Here is a 16,913-nt window from a genome sequence, read left to right as displayed (position 1 = left end):
GCTTCAGGTTAAAATGTTTCTCAACTGATCATTGAGGATTTCAATGATGCTGCGTTTACGCGGGAGTAACTTGGCAAGTACGTCGATAGTACAGGCTTTCATGTTCTTTTTCAAAGCAGTAATCAATGTAATATTTCATGTTTCCAACAGGTGAGCTAATTTGTTCGAAATATAGCCCCTGTCGCCGAATGAACAGCCTGCCGGCCAAATCCTTTACCAGATGGGGTACCGATTTTCAATCATACACATTGCTCCGGGTTATGAAAAATGGCAGGGTTTTGCTTTGATCATTGATGATTTGATGTATTAAACCCATAATAAATCGGCCCATCGATGGCTTTCCGCCCGCTTCTTTAATGAGTTTTTTATGATACGAATACAAATATTTTTATAGATCCGCAAGGACGTAGAATCAAGCAATGCATCGCGAGGTTGCGCATGACGTGGGATTTCGTGAAAAGCAGTTAGCGGTACGACTCTTTGGACAAAAGCTTGATAAACGAATGGTAGTGCAAGAGGTGGGAAAACACTGACAGCCAGTGCTTCCACATGGTTTTTATAAAAACCACTTAGAGAGTGCGGTAACCCGGTTGATGGAAATGTACCAACAGGGTGAGTATCTCGTCATAATTCATGACGTAAGTGATTCCGCTTCTTTTCGCCATTTATTATTTATTTTCTTACTGTACAGGATAAATGTCCGGCAAAAATCATCTATATCGCAAAAGCATGTGTTAATTTCATGGTTAGCAGGTTTTTGAGGAAAAAAATGGCTGTCGCAATCTCTATTTTTCCTGTTTTTTACATAAAATCTGCCTGCTTTCCTTATCCCGAACTGAGGTTAAGGTAAAACTATATGAAAATAAAAATTCTGATCCTCGCTATCATAATATTTGCGGTGATGAACACAGCGCATGCTGAAGACCAGCAGCCTCCAGCAGTCTATCTGATCGATGTTATTTTATACCGACCATTGGGCCTCATCGCTACAGTGACTGGCTCGGCTGTTTTTGTGGCGATTAGTCCGCTTACGGCCCTTGCAGCTATCTCTCCACCTCACGATGCGTTTGAAAAAACAGCTAATTTGTTAATCATGAAGCCTGCTAAATATACCTTTGATCGACCTATGGGTGTTTATTATCCGGATGGTGATGGGGAATATCGACGTTATTGAAGGAGATTTTCTTAATATTGCCGGGTTTTTAACGGTGATAACGCCAAACGATTTCTGGACTGTTTTGAGTCACTACAGGTAGGCGTTGTTGTTTGGTTTTTCAAATATTCAGTCCGTAAGCAGCGGATATCTCATACCAAGGCAAGCTTATATAAAGTTATGATCGGTTCGTCAGGTGCTGTTCGATACAACTTGTTAAAGCGAAGCGTATAATTAGAAGGGTCATCATAATCGGGAACAGCAGGTAATGCTGATGCAATGCCAGACTCACTAAAACGCCTGTCATTACAAGCCAGGGCGGCAGTTTATTTCCTTCGGAGAAGGATTTCATATAGCAGAAAGTCTCATAATCGATGACTTGGCATTTCTGAATAAAAAACAACGACACAAAAGCCGCCATAAAAGCGAAATAAAGCGGATAGAAGAAAAATATCGGCGAGTCATCATTAAATAAAGGTTTCCAATAGCTAAACCAGGCTAATAACGCGCCGCCCGCAAAGACGTCATACCAGATTTTCGTTGGCAATTTTTTCAAAAGTATTCCTACAATACTGCCGGCAGCCAATGTTATGCCAATATAATTGAATGTCGAAGAGCCTAACAGGCTTTGTAATGGGTTGGCGCTTTGGACTATAAAACTGAAGGCGAGGCTTAGTGCAATAAAGAATGGCATAGTCTGAAATTTCTATAGTTATATTAAAATGCTTGACATTAGGTATTTCAATAAGCTTAGCATGTTCTGTTTATGCACAGAGTATTTTTATAGTGCAAGAACGGCATTTGATTCCAAAACAGGCATTACTTATCAAAATTATTCGGTTGTAAGTTATTGATAAATAATTATTATTATTTTTGTACAAAAATGCTACAATCTAATAAAAGCATAGGCAGGGCAGGGTCTGAACGCAGTTATCTGGAACTTATGCACAGAGTTATCCACAGGATTTGTGGAAAAGATTGTATGTGCTTGATTGATAAAAATGAACCGGAAGTCAAGCGGGAAAATCAAAAAAAGGGAGCTTAATAATCTATTTTAAGCTCCCTGCTCAAAGCCAAAGGCAAGTAAGAGCGCATAATATATGCTAGCAATGCCGGAAAAGAATGATAATGTGGCAAATTGTCACACAATATTTTTAAGGTTTTTTCTTTTCCGACAAAATTATTGGCCGAGGCTGATAAATGCTGTACCTTCTTTACAACCCACGTCACAAGGCAGCCGGGGAATATGCTAAAGGAGAATAAACATAATGTCTGAACAAATGAACTACATCCGCTGGTTTAACGAATTAACTATCGATGATGTGCCTCTGGTCGGCGGAAAAAACGCGTCACTGGGCGAGATGTATCGTGAATTGACGCCACAGGGTATCAAGATTCCCAACGGCTTTGCTATCACAGCAGAGGCTTATCGTTATGTGCTGGATCAGGCTGATGCCTGGCAGCCTCTCCATGAGGCTCTGGATGAGCTTGATTCGGATAATGTTGTCGATCTTGCCAAACGGGCGCGCAAGGCGCGGGAAATCATTTATGCCGCGCCTCTGCCGGAAGATCTTGAAAGCCAGATTCTGAATGCATTTGCTCAGCTGCAGCAGGAATATGGCGAGGATTTGAGTGTTGCGGTACGCAGTTCGGCGACGGCCGAGGATTTGCCGACCGCCAGTTTCGCCGGTCAACAGGATACTTATCTGAATATACGCGGGGATCAGGCCTTGTTGGATGCCTGCAAGCGATGCTTCGCTAGCCTGTTTACCGATCGGGCCATTCATTACCGGATAGATCAAGGCTTCGATCATTTCAAATTGGCGCTGTCGATCGGCGTCATGAAAATGGTGCGCTCCGACCTGGATGCCAGCGGCGTCATGTTTTCGCTGGACACCGAATCGGGTTTCAGCGATGTGGTTTTCATTACCGCTGCTTATGGTCTGGGCGAAAATGTCGTGCAGGGCGCCGTCGATCCGGACGAATTCTATGTGCATAAACCAACTTTCGAGCAGGGTTATCGGACGGTATTAAGGCGCACGCTCGGGGCGAAAAAGATCAAGATGGTCTATAGCGAGGGGCGCACGCGCGAATCCACGCGCAATATAGTCACATCGGCCCAGGAGCGCGGGCATGTTTGCATCAACGACCAGGATGTCCTGACGCTGGCCGATTACGCCATTAAAATCGAGAAACACTACAGTGCCAAGGCCGGCCAGGCACGGCCCATGGATATGGAATGGGCCAAGGACGGCATCGACGGCCAGCTGTATATTGTTCAGGCCCGGCCTGAGACTGTAGAATCACAAAAGCGCGGCATGATGCTGGAACAATATGCGCTCAAGCAAAAAGCCACCCCCATTGTCACGGGGCATTCGGTGGGCAGTAAGATTGCCGTCGGCAAGGCGCGCGTTATCGAGAAACTCGAGCAGTTGTCCGAATTCAATCCCGGCGATGTGTTGGTAGCGGACATTACCACGCCCGATTGGGAGCCCGTCATGAAAATTGCCTCGGCGATTGTGACTAACCGCGGCGGACGCACCTGCCATGCGGCGATTATTGCACGGGAATTGGGCGTGCCGGCCGTGATCGGTTGCGATAATGCCACGACCGTCATTAAAAACGATGCGCTGGTGACCGTATCCTGCGCCGAGGGCGATATCGGCAAGATTTATGAAGGCCGTCTTGATTTCGAAATAACAAGCACCGACCTGTCCAATCTACAGCGGCCGCAAACCCAAATCATGCTGAATATCGGAAATCCCGAGTTGGCTTTCAAAACCAGTTTTCTGCCTAATGACGGCGTCGGTCTGGCGCGCATGGAATTTATCATTACCGAATACATCAAGGCGCATCCGATGGCCTTGCTGCATCCGGACAAGGTTCAGGATTCGAACGAGCGCGAGCAACTCAAGCAATTAATCGGCGCTTACGAAACGGCTGAAGAATTTTTTATCCAGCAGTTGTCGGAAGGCGTGGGCACGATCGCTGCGGCGTTCTATCCCAAACCTGTCGTCGTACGCATGTCGGATTTCAAAACCAACGAATACGCCACCTTGCTGGGCGGGCGCTGGTTTGAATTCGATGAAGCCAATCCGATGATCGGTTTCCGCGGTGCCTCGCGCTATACGCATTCGGCTTATGCCGAAGGGTTTGCGCTGGAATGCGCTGCCATGAAACGCGTGCGCGATGACATGGGTTTGACCAATGTCATCCTGATGATTCCGTTCTGCCGGCGCGTGCAGGAAGCACAACGCGTGCTCGAGTATATGGCGAAGCTCGGTTTGAAGCGCGGCGAAAACGGTCTCAAAATCTATGTGATGTGCGAAATCCCCAATAACGTCATCCAGATTGATGCCTTTGCCGAGCACTTTGACGGTTTTTCCATAGGGTCAAACGACCTGACCCAGCTTACCCTGGGCGTGGACCGCGATTCGGCCATTGTCGCCGAGGATTTTGACGAGCGCGACCCCGGCGTAAAAGAGATGATTCGCTTGGCCGTTGAAGGTGCGCGGCGTACCAAGAGGCATTCCGGCCTTTGTGGCCAGGCGCCGTCGGATTATCCTGAAATGGCCGAGTTCCTGGTGGAAATCGGGATTGATTCGATGAGTTTAAATCCCGATACCGTGCTCAAGACCACGCAACGGGTGCTGGAAACCGAACAGCGGCTTGGCAAACGTTAATCGGTTGATAACCGGTCCAGTTGTCTGTCCAAAGCCCACCGTACATGCTCCTTCACCAGTTCCGAAGGATGAGAGAGCATGGCCTTTAAGGCATCAATCACAAGCTGCGATGCGGGCGCATTGCCCAGAGCGACGGCAATGTTTCTCAGCCAGCGCTCATGGCCGATACGGCGTATGGCCGAGCCTTCGGTTCTCGCCAGGAATTCTTCCTCGCTCCAGGCAAAGGCAGCGAGCAATTGCTGGGTATTCAACCGATGTCGGGGATGAAAATCCTGTTCATCGGTTATTTTCGCAAAACGGTTCCACGGACAGATCAGCTGGCAGTCATCGCAGCCATAGATCCGGTTGCCTATCAGCGGCCTGAACTGTTCAGGAATCGAACCGTGCAGCTCAATCGTCAGATAGGATATACATCGTCTGGCATCCACCTGATAAGGCGAGACAATCGCCCGCGTCGGACAGACGGTCATGCAGGCTGAGCAGCTGCCGCAGTGCGATGCCGCCTTGGAATCGGCCGGCAGGGGCAGATCGGTATAAATTTCTCCGAGGAAAAACCACGATCCCGCCTTGCTGTTAATCAGGTTCGAATGCTTGCCTATCCAGCCCAGCCCTGCTTTTTCGGCCAGCGCTTTTTCCAGAACCGGCGCGCTATCGACGAAAGCCCGGTAACCGAACGGGCCATAGTCCTGCTGTATTTTGTCGGCCAGTTTCTGCAAGCGGTTGCGCAGCACTTTGTGATAATCGCGACCCAGCGCATAGCGCGAAATATAGGCTGAACAAGGATCTTCGAGTGTCTTGTGCAGGGCGTCAGCCGGTTCGGGCAAATAATCCATGCGCACGGAAATCACGCTGACGGTTCCCGGCTGCAGCGAGGCAGGCCTGCTGCGCTTGTCGCCGTGGCGCTGCATATACTCCATGTCGCCATGAAAGTTATTGACAAGCCAGTTTTGCAGATGGGCTTCCGCACCCGATAAATCGGTGTCGGTAATGCCTACTTGTTGGAACCCCAGTTCTTGCCCCCATTGTTTGATTTGCCGGGCGAGGGCAGCCATTTTTTGAACGCTGGTTGTGTCCATCGATGAATTCAGGAAATATAATAGATGAGGTACAAAATATACAGTTAGGGAAATTCTTTATGATTGCACACTCAAATGCAAGTGATAAGCTTTTTGGAGCTTGATACTATGTATAAATTACCAATAAAACTCTATCGGACTGCGCAAGTCAGGGAACTTGACCGGATTGCCATTCAGGAACGCGGCATTCCCGGCTTTGAATTGATGAGCAGGGCCGGATATGCGGTTTTTCAGTGCCTTCGCAACAAATGGCCTTATGCGCGGTCGGTAGCGGTATTTTGCGGCTCCGGCAATAACGCGGGCGATGGCTACATCATTGCCAGACTGGCGATGGACGCCGGGCTCAGCGTGACCGTTTACTGCGTGTGGGATCCAGGGAAGTTGACAGGCGACGCTCTAGCAGCCTACCTGAAATTCGTCGAGGCCAAGGGAACGGTGGTTCAGTTTCAGTCTGATCTGGATATTGAGGCCGACGTGACTGTAGACGCGCTCTTGGGCACCGGGCTGGACAGACCGGTAACAGGTGCTTATGCAGAAGCCGTTGCGTTCATCAATACCCATCAAAAACATGTCATAGCCGTCGATATTCCCTCGGGCCTGAATGCCGATACCGGCAACGTAATGGCCTGTGCCGTGAAAGCGGAATGCACTGTTTCTTTCATTGGATTGAAGCAGGGGTTGTTTACCGGGCAGGCGGCCAATTACTGCGGCGAGATTTTTTATGCGTCCCTTGCGGTGCCCGATGATGTGTTTGAAGCGGTGCCATCCAGGACGGTTCGAGTCATTAAAACACGCATGCCGGATCGTGAGCGCTGCGCGCATAAAGGCCATTACGGACATGTACTGATAGTAGGCGGCGATCAGGGTTTTTCCGGGGCTGCCAGAATGGCTGGCGAGGCGGCCTTGCGCGTCGGTTCGGGGCTGGTCAGCATCGCGACGCGGCCTGAGCACGCAGGGCTCATGAATATGAACAGGCCGGAACTAATGTGTCATGGCGTAAGAAATGCCGGACAACTGCGGCCGCTGCTGGAAAAAGCCGACGTCATCATCGTCGGGCCGGGTCTGGGACAAAGCGATTGGGCCAGTGAGCTGTTCAGCGTCGCGGTAAATTCTCAAAAGCCTCTGGTCATCGATGCCGATGGTCTGAATCTATTGGCCCGAGCCCCCTTTGCAAAGCCCAACTGGATTTTGACGCCGCACCCCGGCGAAGCCGGGCGCTTATTGCAGTGTTCCACTGTCGAGGTGCAACAGGACAGATTCGCTTCGGCCGCGGCAATGCAGGCCAAATTCGGCGGTGTCGCCATTCTGAAAGGCTCCGGCACTTTGATCGCCTCAGACCATGAACTGGCTGTTTCGACCTCCGGAAATCCGGGCATGGCTTCAGGCGGCATGGGTGATGTGCTCGCCGGTGTGATTGCGGGTTTGCTGGTTCAGGGATTGGCTCTGAAAGACGCGGCCCAGCAAGGCGTGCATATTCATGGTCTGGCGGCGGATCTCGCGGTGGAAAAAGGCGGAGAAAGAGGCCTGTTGGCCAGCGACTTAATGGACCCTCTCAGGCAATTGGTAAATTCATGAAACAACATTTAAACAATACTGAAGAAACAGAGCAGTTCGGCGCGCAGTTATGGGAGCTGTTGCCACCGAAATGCCTAGTTTTTTTACAGGGCGATTTAGGGGCAGGAAAAACAACCATGGTCAGGGGCTTTCTGCGCGCGGCAGGCTTTTCCGGCGCGGTCAAGAGCCCTACTTATACGTTGGTCGAAGAATATAGCCTGGCTGATCGCCAGGTATTCCATTTCGATTTATACCGGGTTGCCGATCCGGAGGAACTGGAATGGATAGGCATCAGGGACTATTTCGCTCAGGATGCCGTGTGTTTTATCGAATGGCCCGACATGGGCAAGGGCTATCTGCCGGAGCCGGATGTGGTCATCACGATGACTCCGGAAGGTACCGGCCGTTCACTGGAACTGAAAATGATCAAAAAAGGTCTATAAGGGAGTGGAAAAACAAAGACATACTGTTATAATTTAAACAAGATTGTTGTCATTAGGGATCATAGCTATGAAAAATTACTGGAAGGTCTTATCTGTTATTGGATTACAGTTATTATCTGTAGCCGGTTATGCACAGCAAATCAACATCGATTCATTGAATTATATTACAGGTACCGATCAGGCGCGCATGGTGTTTGATTTGACCTCCGCTCCTAAATACCGAATTTTTCAGCTTGAAAATCCATCACGGTTAGTGATCGATATCCTGGATGTTCATTTAGGGCAGGCATTAAGCCAGCCCCCTGCATCACATCCACTGTTTCACCGGGTGCGCACGGCACTCAGAAACGACACTGATCTAAGAGTTGTCTTTGATTTAAAAAGACAGATCAATACCAAAAGCTTCAAGGATGGCTCGCATTTGGTTGTGGAGCTGACCGATAAAGGGCCTGTCGCCGATGCGGCTAAATCAGCCGCAACCCGATCCGTTGCCAGCAAAACTGTCGATCCCAAAACAGTCGTCAGCAAAGCCGATATCGCGAAACCAGCCGAGTCAAAACCGGTCATTAAAAAAGCCATTGAGGACAAGTCAGCCGGGCCGATAAAAGTAGCGAACAGGTCACTCAAAAGTAAGGCGGCTGCGAAAAAAGGCAAAGGCATCATAATTGCCATAGATGCGGGACATGGCGGTAAAGACGTTGGCGCTCAAGGATATAAAGGCACCCAGGAGAAAGACGTTGTATTTTCGATTGCCCGCCGCCTTAAAACGTTGATTGACAGACAGCCCGGCATGAGCGCGGTCATGGTGCGCAATGGCGACTATTTCGTCAATCTGCGCAAGAGAATGCAAATTGCCCGCATGGCCAAAGCGGACCTGTTTATCTCCATACATGCCGATGCCTTTGACGATCCCACTGTTAAAGGCGCTTCGGTATTTACTTTATCTCAAAAAGGCGCATCCAGCGAAGCCGCGCGCTGGCTGGCCAACAGCGAGAATGCGTCTGATCTGGTGGGTGGTGTCAAGCTTCATGATAAAGACGATGTGCTAGCGTCGGTATTGCTGGATTTGTCTCAGTCCGCCACCCAGGATGCGAGCGTGGACCTGGCGGCGAATGTTTTAAATTATTTTGGAAAGATTGGCGAGTTGCATCATGAGTCGGTACAAAAGGCCGGATTCATGGTGCTGAAATCGCCTGATATCCCGTCCATTCTGGTCGAAACCGCCTATATCTCGAATCCGTCGGAAGAACAGAAATTGCGCAGCAGCGCGTATCAATCGAAGATGGCGATGGCTATTTTTAAAGGGATTGTGAGCTATTTCAGCCAGCAACACACACCGATTAATACGCACATGGCTGAAGCTGATACTGAATTAAATATGTAACAAGCCCGGCACAAGGCGACCTTCCTCAGGTCGCCCATTTTCTCCAATGGCGTAAATTCAGCCGTTAAATTTTCCCCAGTCAATGCCCAAGTCATATAAAATACGCCTTTTGATTCGGGCTGTTTATGCGAATTCATTCTCTTCCCACACAACTCGTCAACCAGATTGCCGCCGGCGAAGTCGTTGAAAGGCCTTCGTCTGTCGTCAAGGAACTGGTTGAAAACTGCTTTGATGCGGGCGCCCGGCAAATCACCATTGATATAGAGCAGGGCGGCGCTCGTCTGATTAAAATCCGGGACGACGGCTGCGGCATAGTAAAGGAAGATTTACCGCTGGCGTTGTCGCGGCACGCGACCAGCAAAATCGCCACATTGCAGGATCTGGAGCAGGTCGTCAGCATGGGCTTTCGCGGCGAGGCGCTGCCCAGCATCAGTTCCGTGGCCCGACTGACGCTGATTTCACGCACAGATGGCGCCGATTGCGCCTGGCGCGTCACTGCCGACGGCTCGGAGCGCGATTTCGATCCGCAACCTGATCCGCACCCGAAAGGCACGACGGTTGATGTGCGCGACTTGTTCTACAACACGCCGGCCCGGCGCAAATTTTTAAAGGCCGAAAAAACCGAATTCGCGCATATCGAAACCCTGGTGCAAAGAATGGCGCTGAGCCGTTTCGATATCGGTTTTACCCTCACGCATAACCAGCGGGAAATCCTGAACCTGAAACCGGCGGCCACCGAAATCGAACAGGAGCGGCGCATCGCCGGCATCTGCGGAACGGCTTTCATCGATAATTCCGTCAAAATCGATTTCGAATCATCAGGCCTGCATTTAACCGGCTGGGTGGGCCTGCCGGCCTTTTCGCGCAGCCAGCAGGACATGCAGTTCTTCTATGTCAACGGCCGCCTGATCAAGGACAAACTGGTCGCCCATGCCGTCAAGCAGGCTTATCAGGACGTGCTGTTTCACGGGCGGCATCCGGTCTTTGTTCTGTTCCTGACGCTGGACCCGGCGCTGGTCGATGTCAATGCGCATCCGGCTAAGCTAGAAGTCAGATTCAGGGAAGGGCGGCTGGTGCATGATTTCCTGTTCTCGGCGCTGCATCGGTCACTGGCCGATTTGAGGCCGGGGCATCAGGAGCAGGCTCCGGCACCGGTGCAGGAATTTACGCCCCAGCCGCAGGTAAAATCAGTCGAAAGTCATAAATCGGTTTACAGCCCAGGGCCGCAACAGGCATCCTTGCCTTTGAATGTAGAGGAAACGATACAGGCGTATGCCGCGTTGTATCCGAAACCCGAACCCGCTCAAAGACCGGCGCAACCAGTAGCGCAAACAAAAGGTACGCCGCCTCTGGGCTACGCTATCGCGCATCTGCACAACATCTATATTCTGTCCGAGACCCCAAACGGCATTATCCTGGTCGATGCCCATGCGGCGCATGAGCGTGTCACTTACGAGCGCTTAAAGAAGCAGTATCACAACGGCAACGTGCCCAGTCAGCCGCTGTTGCTGCCCATCAAGATAAAAGTCAGCCCGGCTGAAGCGGATCTGGCGGAGCAAGAGCACGAATTCTTCATGTCGCTGGGCTTCGATCTGAACCGTTCAGGCCCCGAGACGATCCTCCTGCGCTCGACGCCGGCGTTACTGAACAATGCCGATACGGAAACATTGATACGCGACGTCCTGGCCGACATCATCGAGCACGGCATGAGCACCAGAGTGCAGGAACAAATCAATGAATTATTGGCTACGATCGCCTGCCATGGCGCCGTGCGCGCGCATCGTCGTTTAACAGTCGACGAAATGAACGCCCTGCTGCGTGAAATGGAACAAACTGAAAGAATTGGCCAATGCAATCACGGCAGGCCGACCTGGATAGAATTGTCGACCCATGATCTCGACAAATTCTTTCTGCGCGGACAATAATTATTAATATGCAAGAACCCATTCATCCTCCGGCCATTTTCCTGATGGGCCCCACGGCCTCGGGAAAAACCGCCCTGGCCGTGCAACTGGCCCAAAGGCTCAACGGCGAAATCATCAGTGTTGATTCAGCGCTCGTGTATCGAGGCATGGATATAGGCACGGCCAAGCCCACGCTGGCGGAAAGAGGCGGCATTCCGCACTACCTGATAGACATACTGGACCCGGCGGAATCCTTCTCGACCGGCCAGTTCAGGGATCAGGCTTTGAGGTTGATGGCCGATATCACCGGACGCGGCAAACTGCCGATACTGGTCGGCGGCACCATGCTGTACTTCAACGCCCTGAGCAGCGGGCTGGCCGTGCTGCCCGAAGCCGACGAAGCCGTCAGGGCAAAGCTCGATCAGGAACTGGAACAGTTCGGCAAAGAAGCCCTGCATGCGCGGCTGGCCAAAGTCGATCCCGAAGCGGCGGCCCGAATTCATCCCAACGATCCGCAACGCATACAGCGTGCGCTGGAAGTCTATGAGATCAGCGGCAGGCCGATGACTTCTTTCTTCGGAGAAGCCCAGGCGCAAGACATACCCTACCGGAAAATCAAACTGATCATCGCTCCGCCGGACAGAAAGATCCTGCACGACATCATCGCCCAGCGTTTCAGAACAATGCTGAAGCAGGGCCTGGTCGAGGAAGTGAAAGCGCTGTTCAATCGCGGCGACCTGACAGAAAAAATGCCCTCGATCCGGGCGGTCGGCTATCGCCAGGTCTGGTCCTATTTGTCGGGCGACTACGATTACGACACCATGGTCGAAAAAGGCATCGTCGCCACGCGGCAGCTGGCCAAGCGGCAGTTCACCTGGCTGCGCAGGGAGACCGACTCCACCAGTTTTGAGACCGGGCAGCCGGATTTGTTGGAGAAAGTGCTGGCGGAAATCAGAAGGCATTTATAGTAGCGACCGGCTCCAGCATTTGTTTAAGAAAAATAAAATCATAATAATCTCTAAAAAACTATGAAGAACAACCTGTTAAAAAACGCCATCTGGCTACTCATCGCCATCCTGGGCGCGTCTGCGGTCGGCGGCATCGCCCTGAACCGCGGCGAGAGCATCAACGCACTGTGGTTTATTACCGCCGCGCTGTGCGTCTATGCGATCGCCTACCGCTTTTACGCGGCATGGATTGCCGCGACCGTGCTGGTCGTCGACCAGACGCGCGCGACGCCGGCCGAACGTCTCGATAATGGCCGCGACTTCGTGCCGACCAACAAATGGATCGTCTTCGGCCATCATTTTGCTGCGATTGCAGGCCCAGGTCCTTTGGTCGGGCCGACGCTGGCGGCGCAGTTCGGCTATCTGCCCGGCACGCTGTGGCTGCTGTTCGGCTCGGTGCTGGGTGGCTGTGTGCAGGATATGGTGACGCTGTTTCTGTCCACGCGCCGCAATGCCAAAAGCCTGGGGCAGATGGCGCGCGACGAACTCGGGCCTCTGGGTGGCACGGCGGCTTTGATCGGCACGTTTTTCATCATGATCATCCTGATCGCCGTGCTCGGGCTGGTGGTCGTCAATGCCATGAAGCACAGTCCCTGGGCGACCTCCACGGTGGCTGCGACGATCCCGATCGCGATGATCGTCGGCCTGTACATGCGCCATCTTCGTCCCGGCCTGGTGCTGGAAGCGTCGGCCCTGGGTGTGACGTTGCTGCTGCTGTCGGTCGCGGGCGGCGGCTGGATCGATGCCAGTGAGACATTGCGCGGCCTGTTCGATCATGAAGGACTGACGCTGGCCTGGTGGGTCATGGCTTACGGCTTTGCAGCCGCCATTCTGCCGGTCTGGCTGCTGCTGGCGCCGCGCGATTATTTATCGACATTCATGAAGCTGGGCACCATCACGCTGCTGGCCGTGGCGATCGTCATGCTGCAACCGGACGTGAAAATGCCGGCCGTGACGCAATTCATCGACGGTACCGGCCCGATTTTCGGCGGCAAGTTGTTCCCGTTTGTTTTCATCACGATCGCCTGCGGCGCGATCTCGGGGTTTCATGCACTGATATCTTCAGGCACGACGCCGAAACTGCTGACCAATGAACGCGATATCCGCATGATCGGCTACGGCGGCATGGTGCTGGAATCGTTTGTGGCGGTCATGGCCATGATCGCGGCGACCGTGCTCGATCCTGGCGTGTTTTTCGCCATCAACAGCCCGGCCGGCATCGTCGGCAAGGAAGCGGCCGCTGCCGTCGCTACTATTTCCTCTTGGGGCTTTCCAGTGACTGTCGAACAAATGCAGACGCTGGCCAGCCAGATGGGCGAAGCCAGCCTGTTCGCGCGCACGGGCGGCGCGCCGTCGCTGGCCGTCGGCATGGCCAGTATTTTCGGCAGCGCCTTCGGTAACGGATTGCTGGCCTTGTGGTATCACTTCGCGATCATGTTCGAGGCCATTTTTATTCTGACCACGCTGGATGCGGGCACGCGCGTGGGCCGATTCATGCTGCAGGACATGCTCGGCAATGTCTGGCCGAAAATGGCCGAAACCTCGTGGGCGCCTTCGGTCATGCTGACCAGTGCGCTGGTTGTGGCGGGTTGGGGTTATTTCCTCTATATCGGCGTCATCGATCCGAACGGCGGCGTCAACATCCTGTGGCCGCTGTTCGGCATCGCCAACCAGATGCTGGCGGCTATCGCGCTGTGCGTGGCGACCGGCATTCTGGTCAAGTCCGGCAAATTCAACTATGCCTGGGTGACCGGCCTGCCGCTGCTGTGGCTGGTCATCATCACCAGCACCGCCTCGTGGCAAAAAATCACCAGCGACGACATCCGCATTGGCTTCTTTGCGGCCGCCAACGACCTGTCCGACAAACTGGCAGCCGGCACCCTACCGCCCGAGAAAGCCTCCATCGCGCCGCAACTGATCTTCAATCTGCACCTGGATGCCTGGCTGACGCTGTTTTTCGTCGCACTGCTGTGGACGATCGTATTCGACATGCTGCGCGTATGCGGCCGCCACCTGGCCGGCAAACCGGTGCGGCCGCTGACCGAAGTGCCGCATAGCCCGAGCCAGTTGGCGGCAGAATGGGCGAGGGATTGATGATCAGCCGACTCAAATCGTTCTGGCAGATCGTGCGTCGCCTTTCCGGCGACGACGCCTATGAGTGCTATTTGGAGCACTTTGCTATGCATCATCAGGCCGGCCCTGACTGTGCCCATTGCCAGCCGTTGAGTAAGAAGGAGTTTTTCAAGCAGTGGCAGGATGAGAAGTGGCGGGGTGTGAAGCGGTGTTGTTAAAAGGGATGATAGCTCAGCTTGCGCCATTACGCTCATGGGAATGACGCTGAAGTGCTGAGAGCAAAAGTTGGGTTTTTTTTAAGACAACAAATATTGTATACATTACATTAGAAACTATGGACTGCTTCCTCTCAAAGATTGATGCTGCTGTAGATCAGCTCGACTGGTCAATCCGTCTATTTTTGGATCATCATGCCTTCGTTCCAGCAATAACCTTGGCTGGTGCTGCTGAGGAGATCATTGGCGAAATCCTCAGAGATCAATCAGTTTTTTCGCTTGTGAAGAAAAAATTAGCCGCTGACTTAGCTTTTCCTGAGAAGGTTATTTCTCAAATGCATATGAATAGGGCAAGAAACTGGCTGAAGCATTGGAAGGAAATGGAAGATGAAGAAACGATCAGTGTCGATCTTGAAGGCGAGGCAATTCAGTACATCGTGCGCGCCTTAATAAATCTAATACTTCACGACCGTTCTCTTCCGTCTGAAGGTCCTCGCTTCTTCGAATGGTTAGCTATTAATAGAAAGGATTTATATGCTCATGCAGGACGGGGTTTGTAACCCCATCCCAAAGGTTTGAGCTACAGTTACCTTTATAATACCCAGCGAAAGGGAATATTCATGCGGAGCGGGGTTTGCAACCCCGCTCCTAACGTTTAATGTTTGAACTACTGTTGTCTTTATAATACATGGAGCAGGGAAAAACATGATTGCCCACGATTCAACCAGAAAGGATTCGCCATGCCATCTCGACGCGTAGCCGCCGAGCTTAATGCCGGCACTTACTTTCTCACGCTAACCGTTCAACGCTGGTATTACCTGTTCGACCGTCATAACCGCTGGCAGATTCTGTCCGATTCGATCCGTTATTGCCAAGACAACAAAGGGCTGGAATTGAACGGCTATGTCTTTATGCTGAACCATATCCATCTCATAGCGACTTCGCCGGATATGGCGGGATTTTTACGGGATTTCAAGCGGTTCACCTCCGGTCAATTCAGACGCAATCTTGAAACCACGGAGCCGAATGTGTTGAAACTATTTGTTGATGCGCAGGGTAGTTACCGGTTTTGGATGGAAACTAATGCACCGAAGAAGATCGAAAATCCTACTTTCTATCTTCAAAAGCTTAACTATATTCATGAAAATCCGGTTCGGAAAGGCTATGTTTCCCGGCCTGAGCATTGGTTTTGGTCGTCGGCTAATCCGGCTTCTCCACTTCTTATCAGATTGTTTTCGACATGATGCGCATGCTGAGCATAGCTGTTTGGCTTGGACGGTGCAGAAACGTTAGGGACGGGGTTGCAAACCCCGTCCCGCTTGAGATACGTCTTGGTTACTTACCCCCATTCATTCTTTAGCGAAGCTTTTCCACCTTTAACCCTGAATTACTTGGCACTTCAGATACCGGACGTGGTACTCTCTAATAAACCTTACGGGTGCCTATTCGACCTTCATACCTCTTCTCACAAAGTTTTGTGTCCGTTCGATCTGACATTTTCCTTTTCACAAAACTTTAAATACATGGGAAGAACTCGCCATGCCCGATTACCCTATCAAGTACGATGCTGTCTGCATAGATGCTAAGGACTACCCGCATTGCTATTTATTTATCCTAAAGCAATATTCAGATCGCCTGGGGACTGAACTTGCATGTATTTCCTTGGGCCGACTGGCCGCCTTCGGCAACTTATGGTTATGACGGAGGGGCAATCATGATCGATCGGGACAATAAACTCTGGTTGCAACTATGGCGCGAACGGCGAATCGATTTTCATCAAAGCGCGGTTAATCAACTTCTTGCCAGATTCTGGCCAAGCCTTAATCTGGCAAGGGGAAGCCGGGTATTTGTACCTTTATGCGGCAAAAGTCTGGATATGATCTGGCTTGCCGAACAGGGATACGAAGTCGTCGGTGTTGAGCTCAGCCCTCTCGCGGTCCAGGCCTTTTTCCTTGAAAACCGCCTCAAGCCATCACGGCGGCGTGTCGGCAAATTTACCCTTTGGAAACATGGAAGAATCAGCATTTTATGCGGAGATTACTTTTCGCTGACCGAAGGTGATCTGGGAAATATCGATACGGTCTATGACCGGGCGGCCCTCACCGCGCTCCCTGAAGATATCCGCCGGCATTATGTCGCTCACTTGCGGTTGATTACACCGAAATCTTCCGAGGTTTTTTTGCTGACTATCGAGGATGCCGAAGAAAAAGAGACGCTCAAGCAAGCGTTTGGTGTTGGCGAAGAAATCAGGACGCTGTATTCGTCGGGCTTTGAAATCGATCTGGCGTATGTTGAGAGCGTGTTCGAAGTGGATCCCGATTGGCCGGATCAATTACCTGTACGCGCCGAGTATAAAGTGTACCGTCTCGCATCCAAATCGGTTTCCTAATAGCGGCGCCGAACATCCGGGCTGTAAGTGAC

Annotated in this window: 15 protein-coding genes; 12 read left to right on the top strand and 3 right to left on the bottom strand. The window is 51.8% G+C overall.

Annotated features, from left to right (window positions below; genetic code table 11):
• Window positions 1-3: 3 nt before the first annotated feature.
• Window positions 4-102: a hypothetical protein gene (locus METLU_RS29155; protein ID WP_081679070.1), complete on the bottom strand. Its 99-nt coding sequence runs from the start codon at window positions 100-102 to the stop codon at window positions 4-6.
• A 754-nt stretch (window positions 103-856) separates the two neighbouring features.
• On the opposite strand from METLU_RS29155, the gene METLU_RS0109770 reads away from it, so the two are divergent.
• Window positions 857-1,174: a hypothetical protein gene (locus tag METLU_RS0109770; RefSeq protein ID WP_027158046.1), complete on the top strand. Its 318-nt coding sequence runs from the start codon at window positions 857-859 to the stop codon at window positions 1,172-1,174.
• Window positions 1,175-1,331: 157 nt separating this feature from the next.
• Here the strand turns inward: METLU_RS0109770 and METLU_RS0109765 are convergent, their stop codons facing one another.
• Complete coding sequence (locus tag METLU_RS0109765) at window positions 1,332-1,847, bottom strand: hypothetical protein (protein ID WP_027158045.1); 516 nt, start codon at window positions 1,845-1,847, stop codon at window positions 1,332-1,334.
• Between the two features lie 574 nt (window positions 1,848-2,421).
• On the opposite strand from METLU_RS0109765, the gene ppsA reads away from it, so the two are divergent.
• A complete protein-coding gene (ppsA, locus tag METLU_RS0109760; protein WP_027158044.1) occupies window positions 2,422-4,836 on the top strand; it encodes a phosphoenolpyruvate synthase in 2,415 nt (804 codons plus the stop codon).
• Here the strand turns inward: ppsA and queG are convergent.
• On the bottom strand, window positions 4,833-5,912 hold the full coding sequence (queG, locus tag METLU_RS0109755) for a tRNA epoxyqueuosine(34) reductase QueG (RefSeq protein ID WP_027158043.1): 1,080 nt from the start codon (window positions 5,910-5,912) through the stop codon (window positions 4,833-4,835). The genes ppsA and queG overlap by 4 nt on opposite strands.
• Before the next feature lie 108 nt (window positions 5,913-6,020).
• On the opposite strand from queG, the gene METLU_RS0109750 reads away from it, so the two are divergent.
• The 10 genes from METLU_RS0109750 (at window position 6,021) to METLU_RS0109705 (ending at window position 16,881) form a co-directional block, all read left to right on the top strand.
• A complete protein-coding gene (locus tag METLU_RS0109750; protein WP_027158042.1) occupies window positions 6,021-7,487 on the top strand; it encodes an NAD(P)H-hydrate dehydratase in 1,467 nt (488 codons plus the stop codon).
• Window positions 7,484-7,909: a tRNA (adenosine(37)-N6)-threonylcarbamoyltransferase complex ATPase subunit type 1 TsaE gene (gene tsaE / locus METLU_RS0109745; RefSeq protein ID WP_027158041.1), complete on the top strand. Its 426-nt coding sequence runs from the start codon at window positions 7,484-7,486 to the stop codon at window positions 7,907-7,909. The genes METLU_RS0109750 and tsaE overlap by 4 nt, the downstream gene beginning before the upstream one ends.
• A 67-nt stretch (window positions 7,910-7,976) precedes the next feature.
• Complete coding sequence (locus METLU_RS0109740; RefSeq protein ID WP_027158040.1) at window positions 7,977-9,293, top strand: N-acetylmuramoyl-L-alanine amidase; 1,317 nt, start codon at window positions 7,977-7,979, stop codon at window positions 9,291-9,293.
• 125 nt (window positions 9,294-9,418) lie between these two features.
• Window positions 9,419-11,218, top strand: a complete 1,800-nt coding sequence (gene mutL / locus METLU_RS0109735) for a DNA mismatch repair endonuclease MutL (RefSeq protein WP_027158039.1) — start codon at window positions 9,419-9,421, stop codon at window positions 11,216-11,218.
• An 8-nt stretch (window positions 11,219-11,226) separates the two neighbouring features.
• Window positions 11,227-12,165 (top strand): tRNA (adenosine(37)-N6)-dimethylallyltransferase MiaA, encoded by a 939-nt coding sequence (gene miaA, locus METLU_RS0109730; RefSeq protein WP_027158038.1) that lies wholly within the window; start codon window positions 11,227-11,229, stop codon window positions 12,163-12,165.
• Between the two features lie 60 nt (window positions 12,166-12,225).
• The gene (locus METLU_RS0109725; RefSeq protein ID WP_027158037.1) at window positions 12,226-14,298 is read left to right on the top strand and encodes a carbon starvation CstA family protein; all 2,073 of its coding nucleotides are present in this window, start codon (window positions 12,226-12,228) and stop codon (window positions 14,296-14,298) included.
• Window positions 14,283-14,495 carry a YbdD/YjiX family protein gene (locus tag METLU_RS0109720; protein ID WP_036242988.1) on the top strand — a complete coding sequence of 71 codons (213 nt, stop codon included), beginning with the start codon at window positions 14,283-14,285 and terminating at the stop codon, window positions 14,493-14,495. Before METLU_RS0109725 ends, METLU_RS0109720 begins: the two co-directional genes overlap by 16 nt.
• Window positions 14,496-14,611: 116 nt before the next feature.
• Window positions 14,612-15,052, top strand: a complete 441-nt coding sequence (locus tag METLU_RS26700; RefSeq protein WP_051299865.1) for a hypothetical protein — start codon at window positions 14,612-14,614, stop codon at window positions 15,050-15,052.
• A 180-nt stretch (window positions 15,053-15,232) separates the two neighbouring features.
• On the top strand, window positions 15,233-15,736 hold the full coding sequence (locus METLU_RS0109710) for an REP-associated tyrosine transposase (RefSeq protein WP_027158035.1): 504 nt from the start codon (window positions 15,233-15,235) through the stop codon (window positions 15,734-15,736).
• A gap of 470 nt (window positions 15,737-16,206) precedes the next feature.
• The gene (locus METLU_RS0109705) at window positions 16,207-16,881 is read left to right on the top strand and encodes a thiopurine S-methyltransferase (RefSeq protein WP_027158034.1); all 675 of its coding nucleotides are present in this window, start codon (window positions 16,207-16,209) and stop codon (window positions 16,879-16,881) included.
• The last annotated feature ends 32 nt before the right edge of the window (window positions 16,882-16,913 follow it).

Origin of the sequence: Methylobacter luteus IMV-B-3098, assembly GCF_000427625.1 — a bacterium.
Classification (GTDB): domain Bacteria; phylum Pseudomonadota; class Gammaproteobacteria; order Methylococcales; family Methylomonadaceae; genus Methylobacter; species Methylobacter luteus.
The sequence above is the reverse complement of the archived record's forward strand: the minus strand, read 5'-3'. Positions and strand labels throughout refer to the sequence as shown.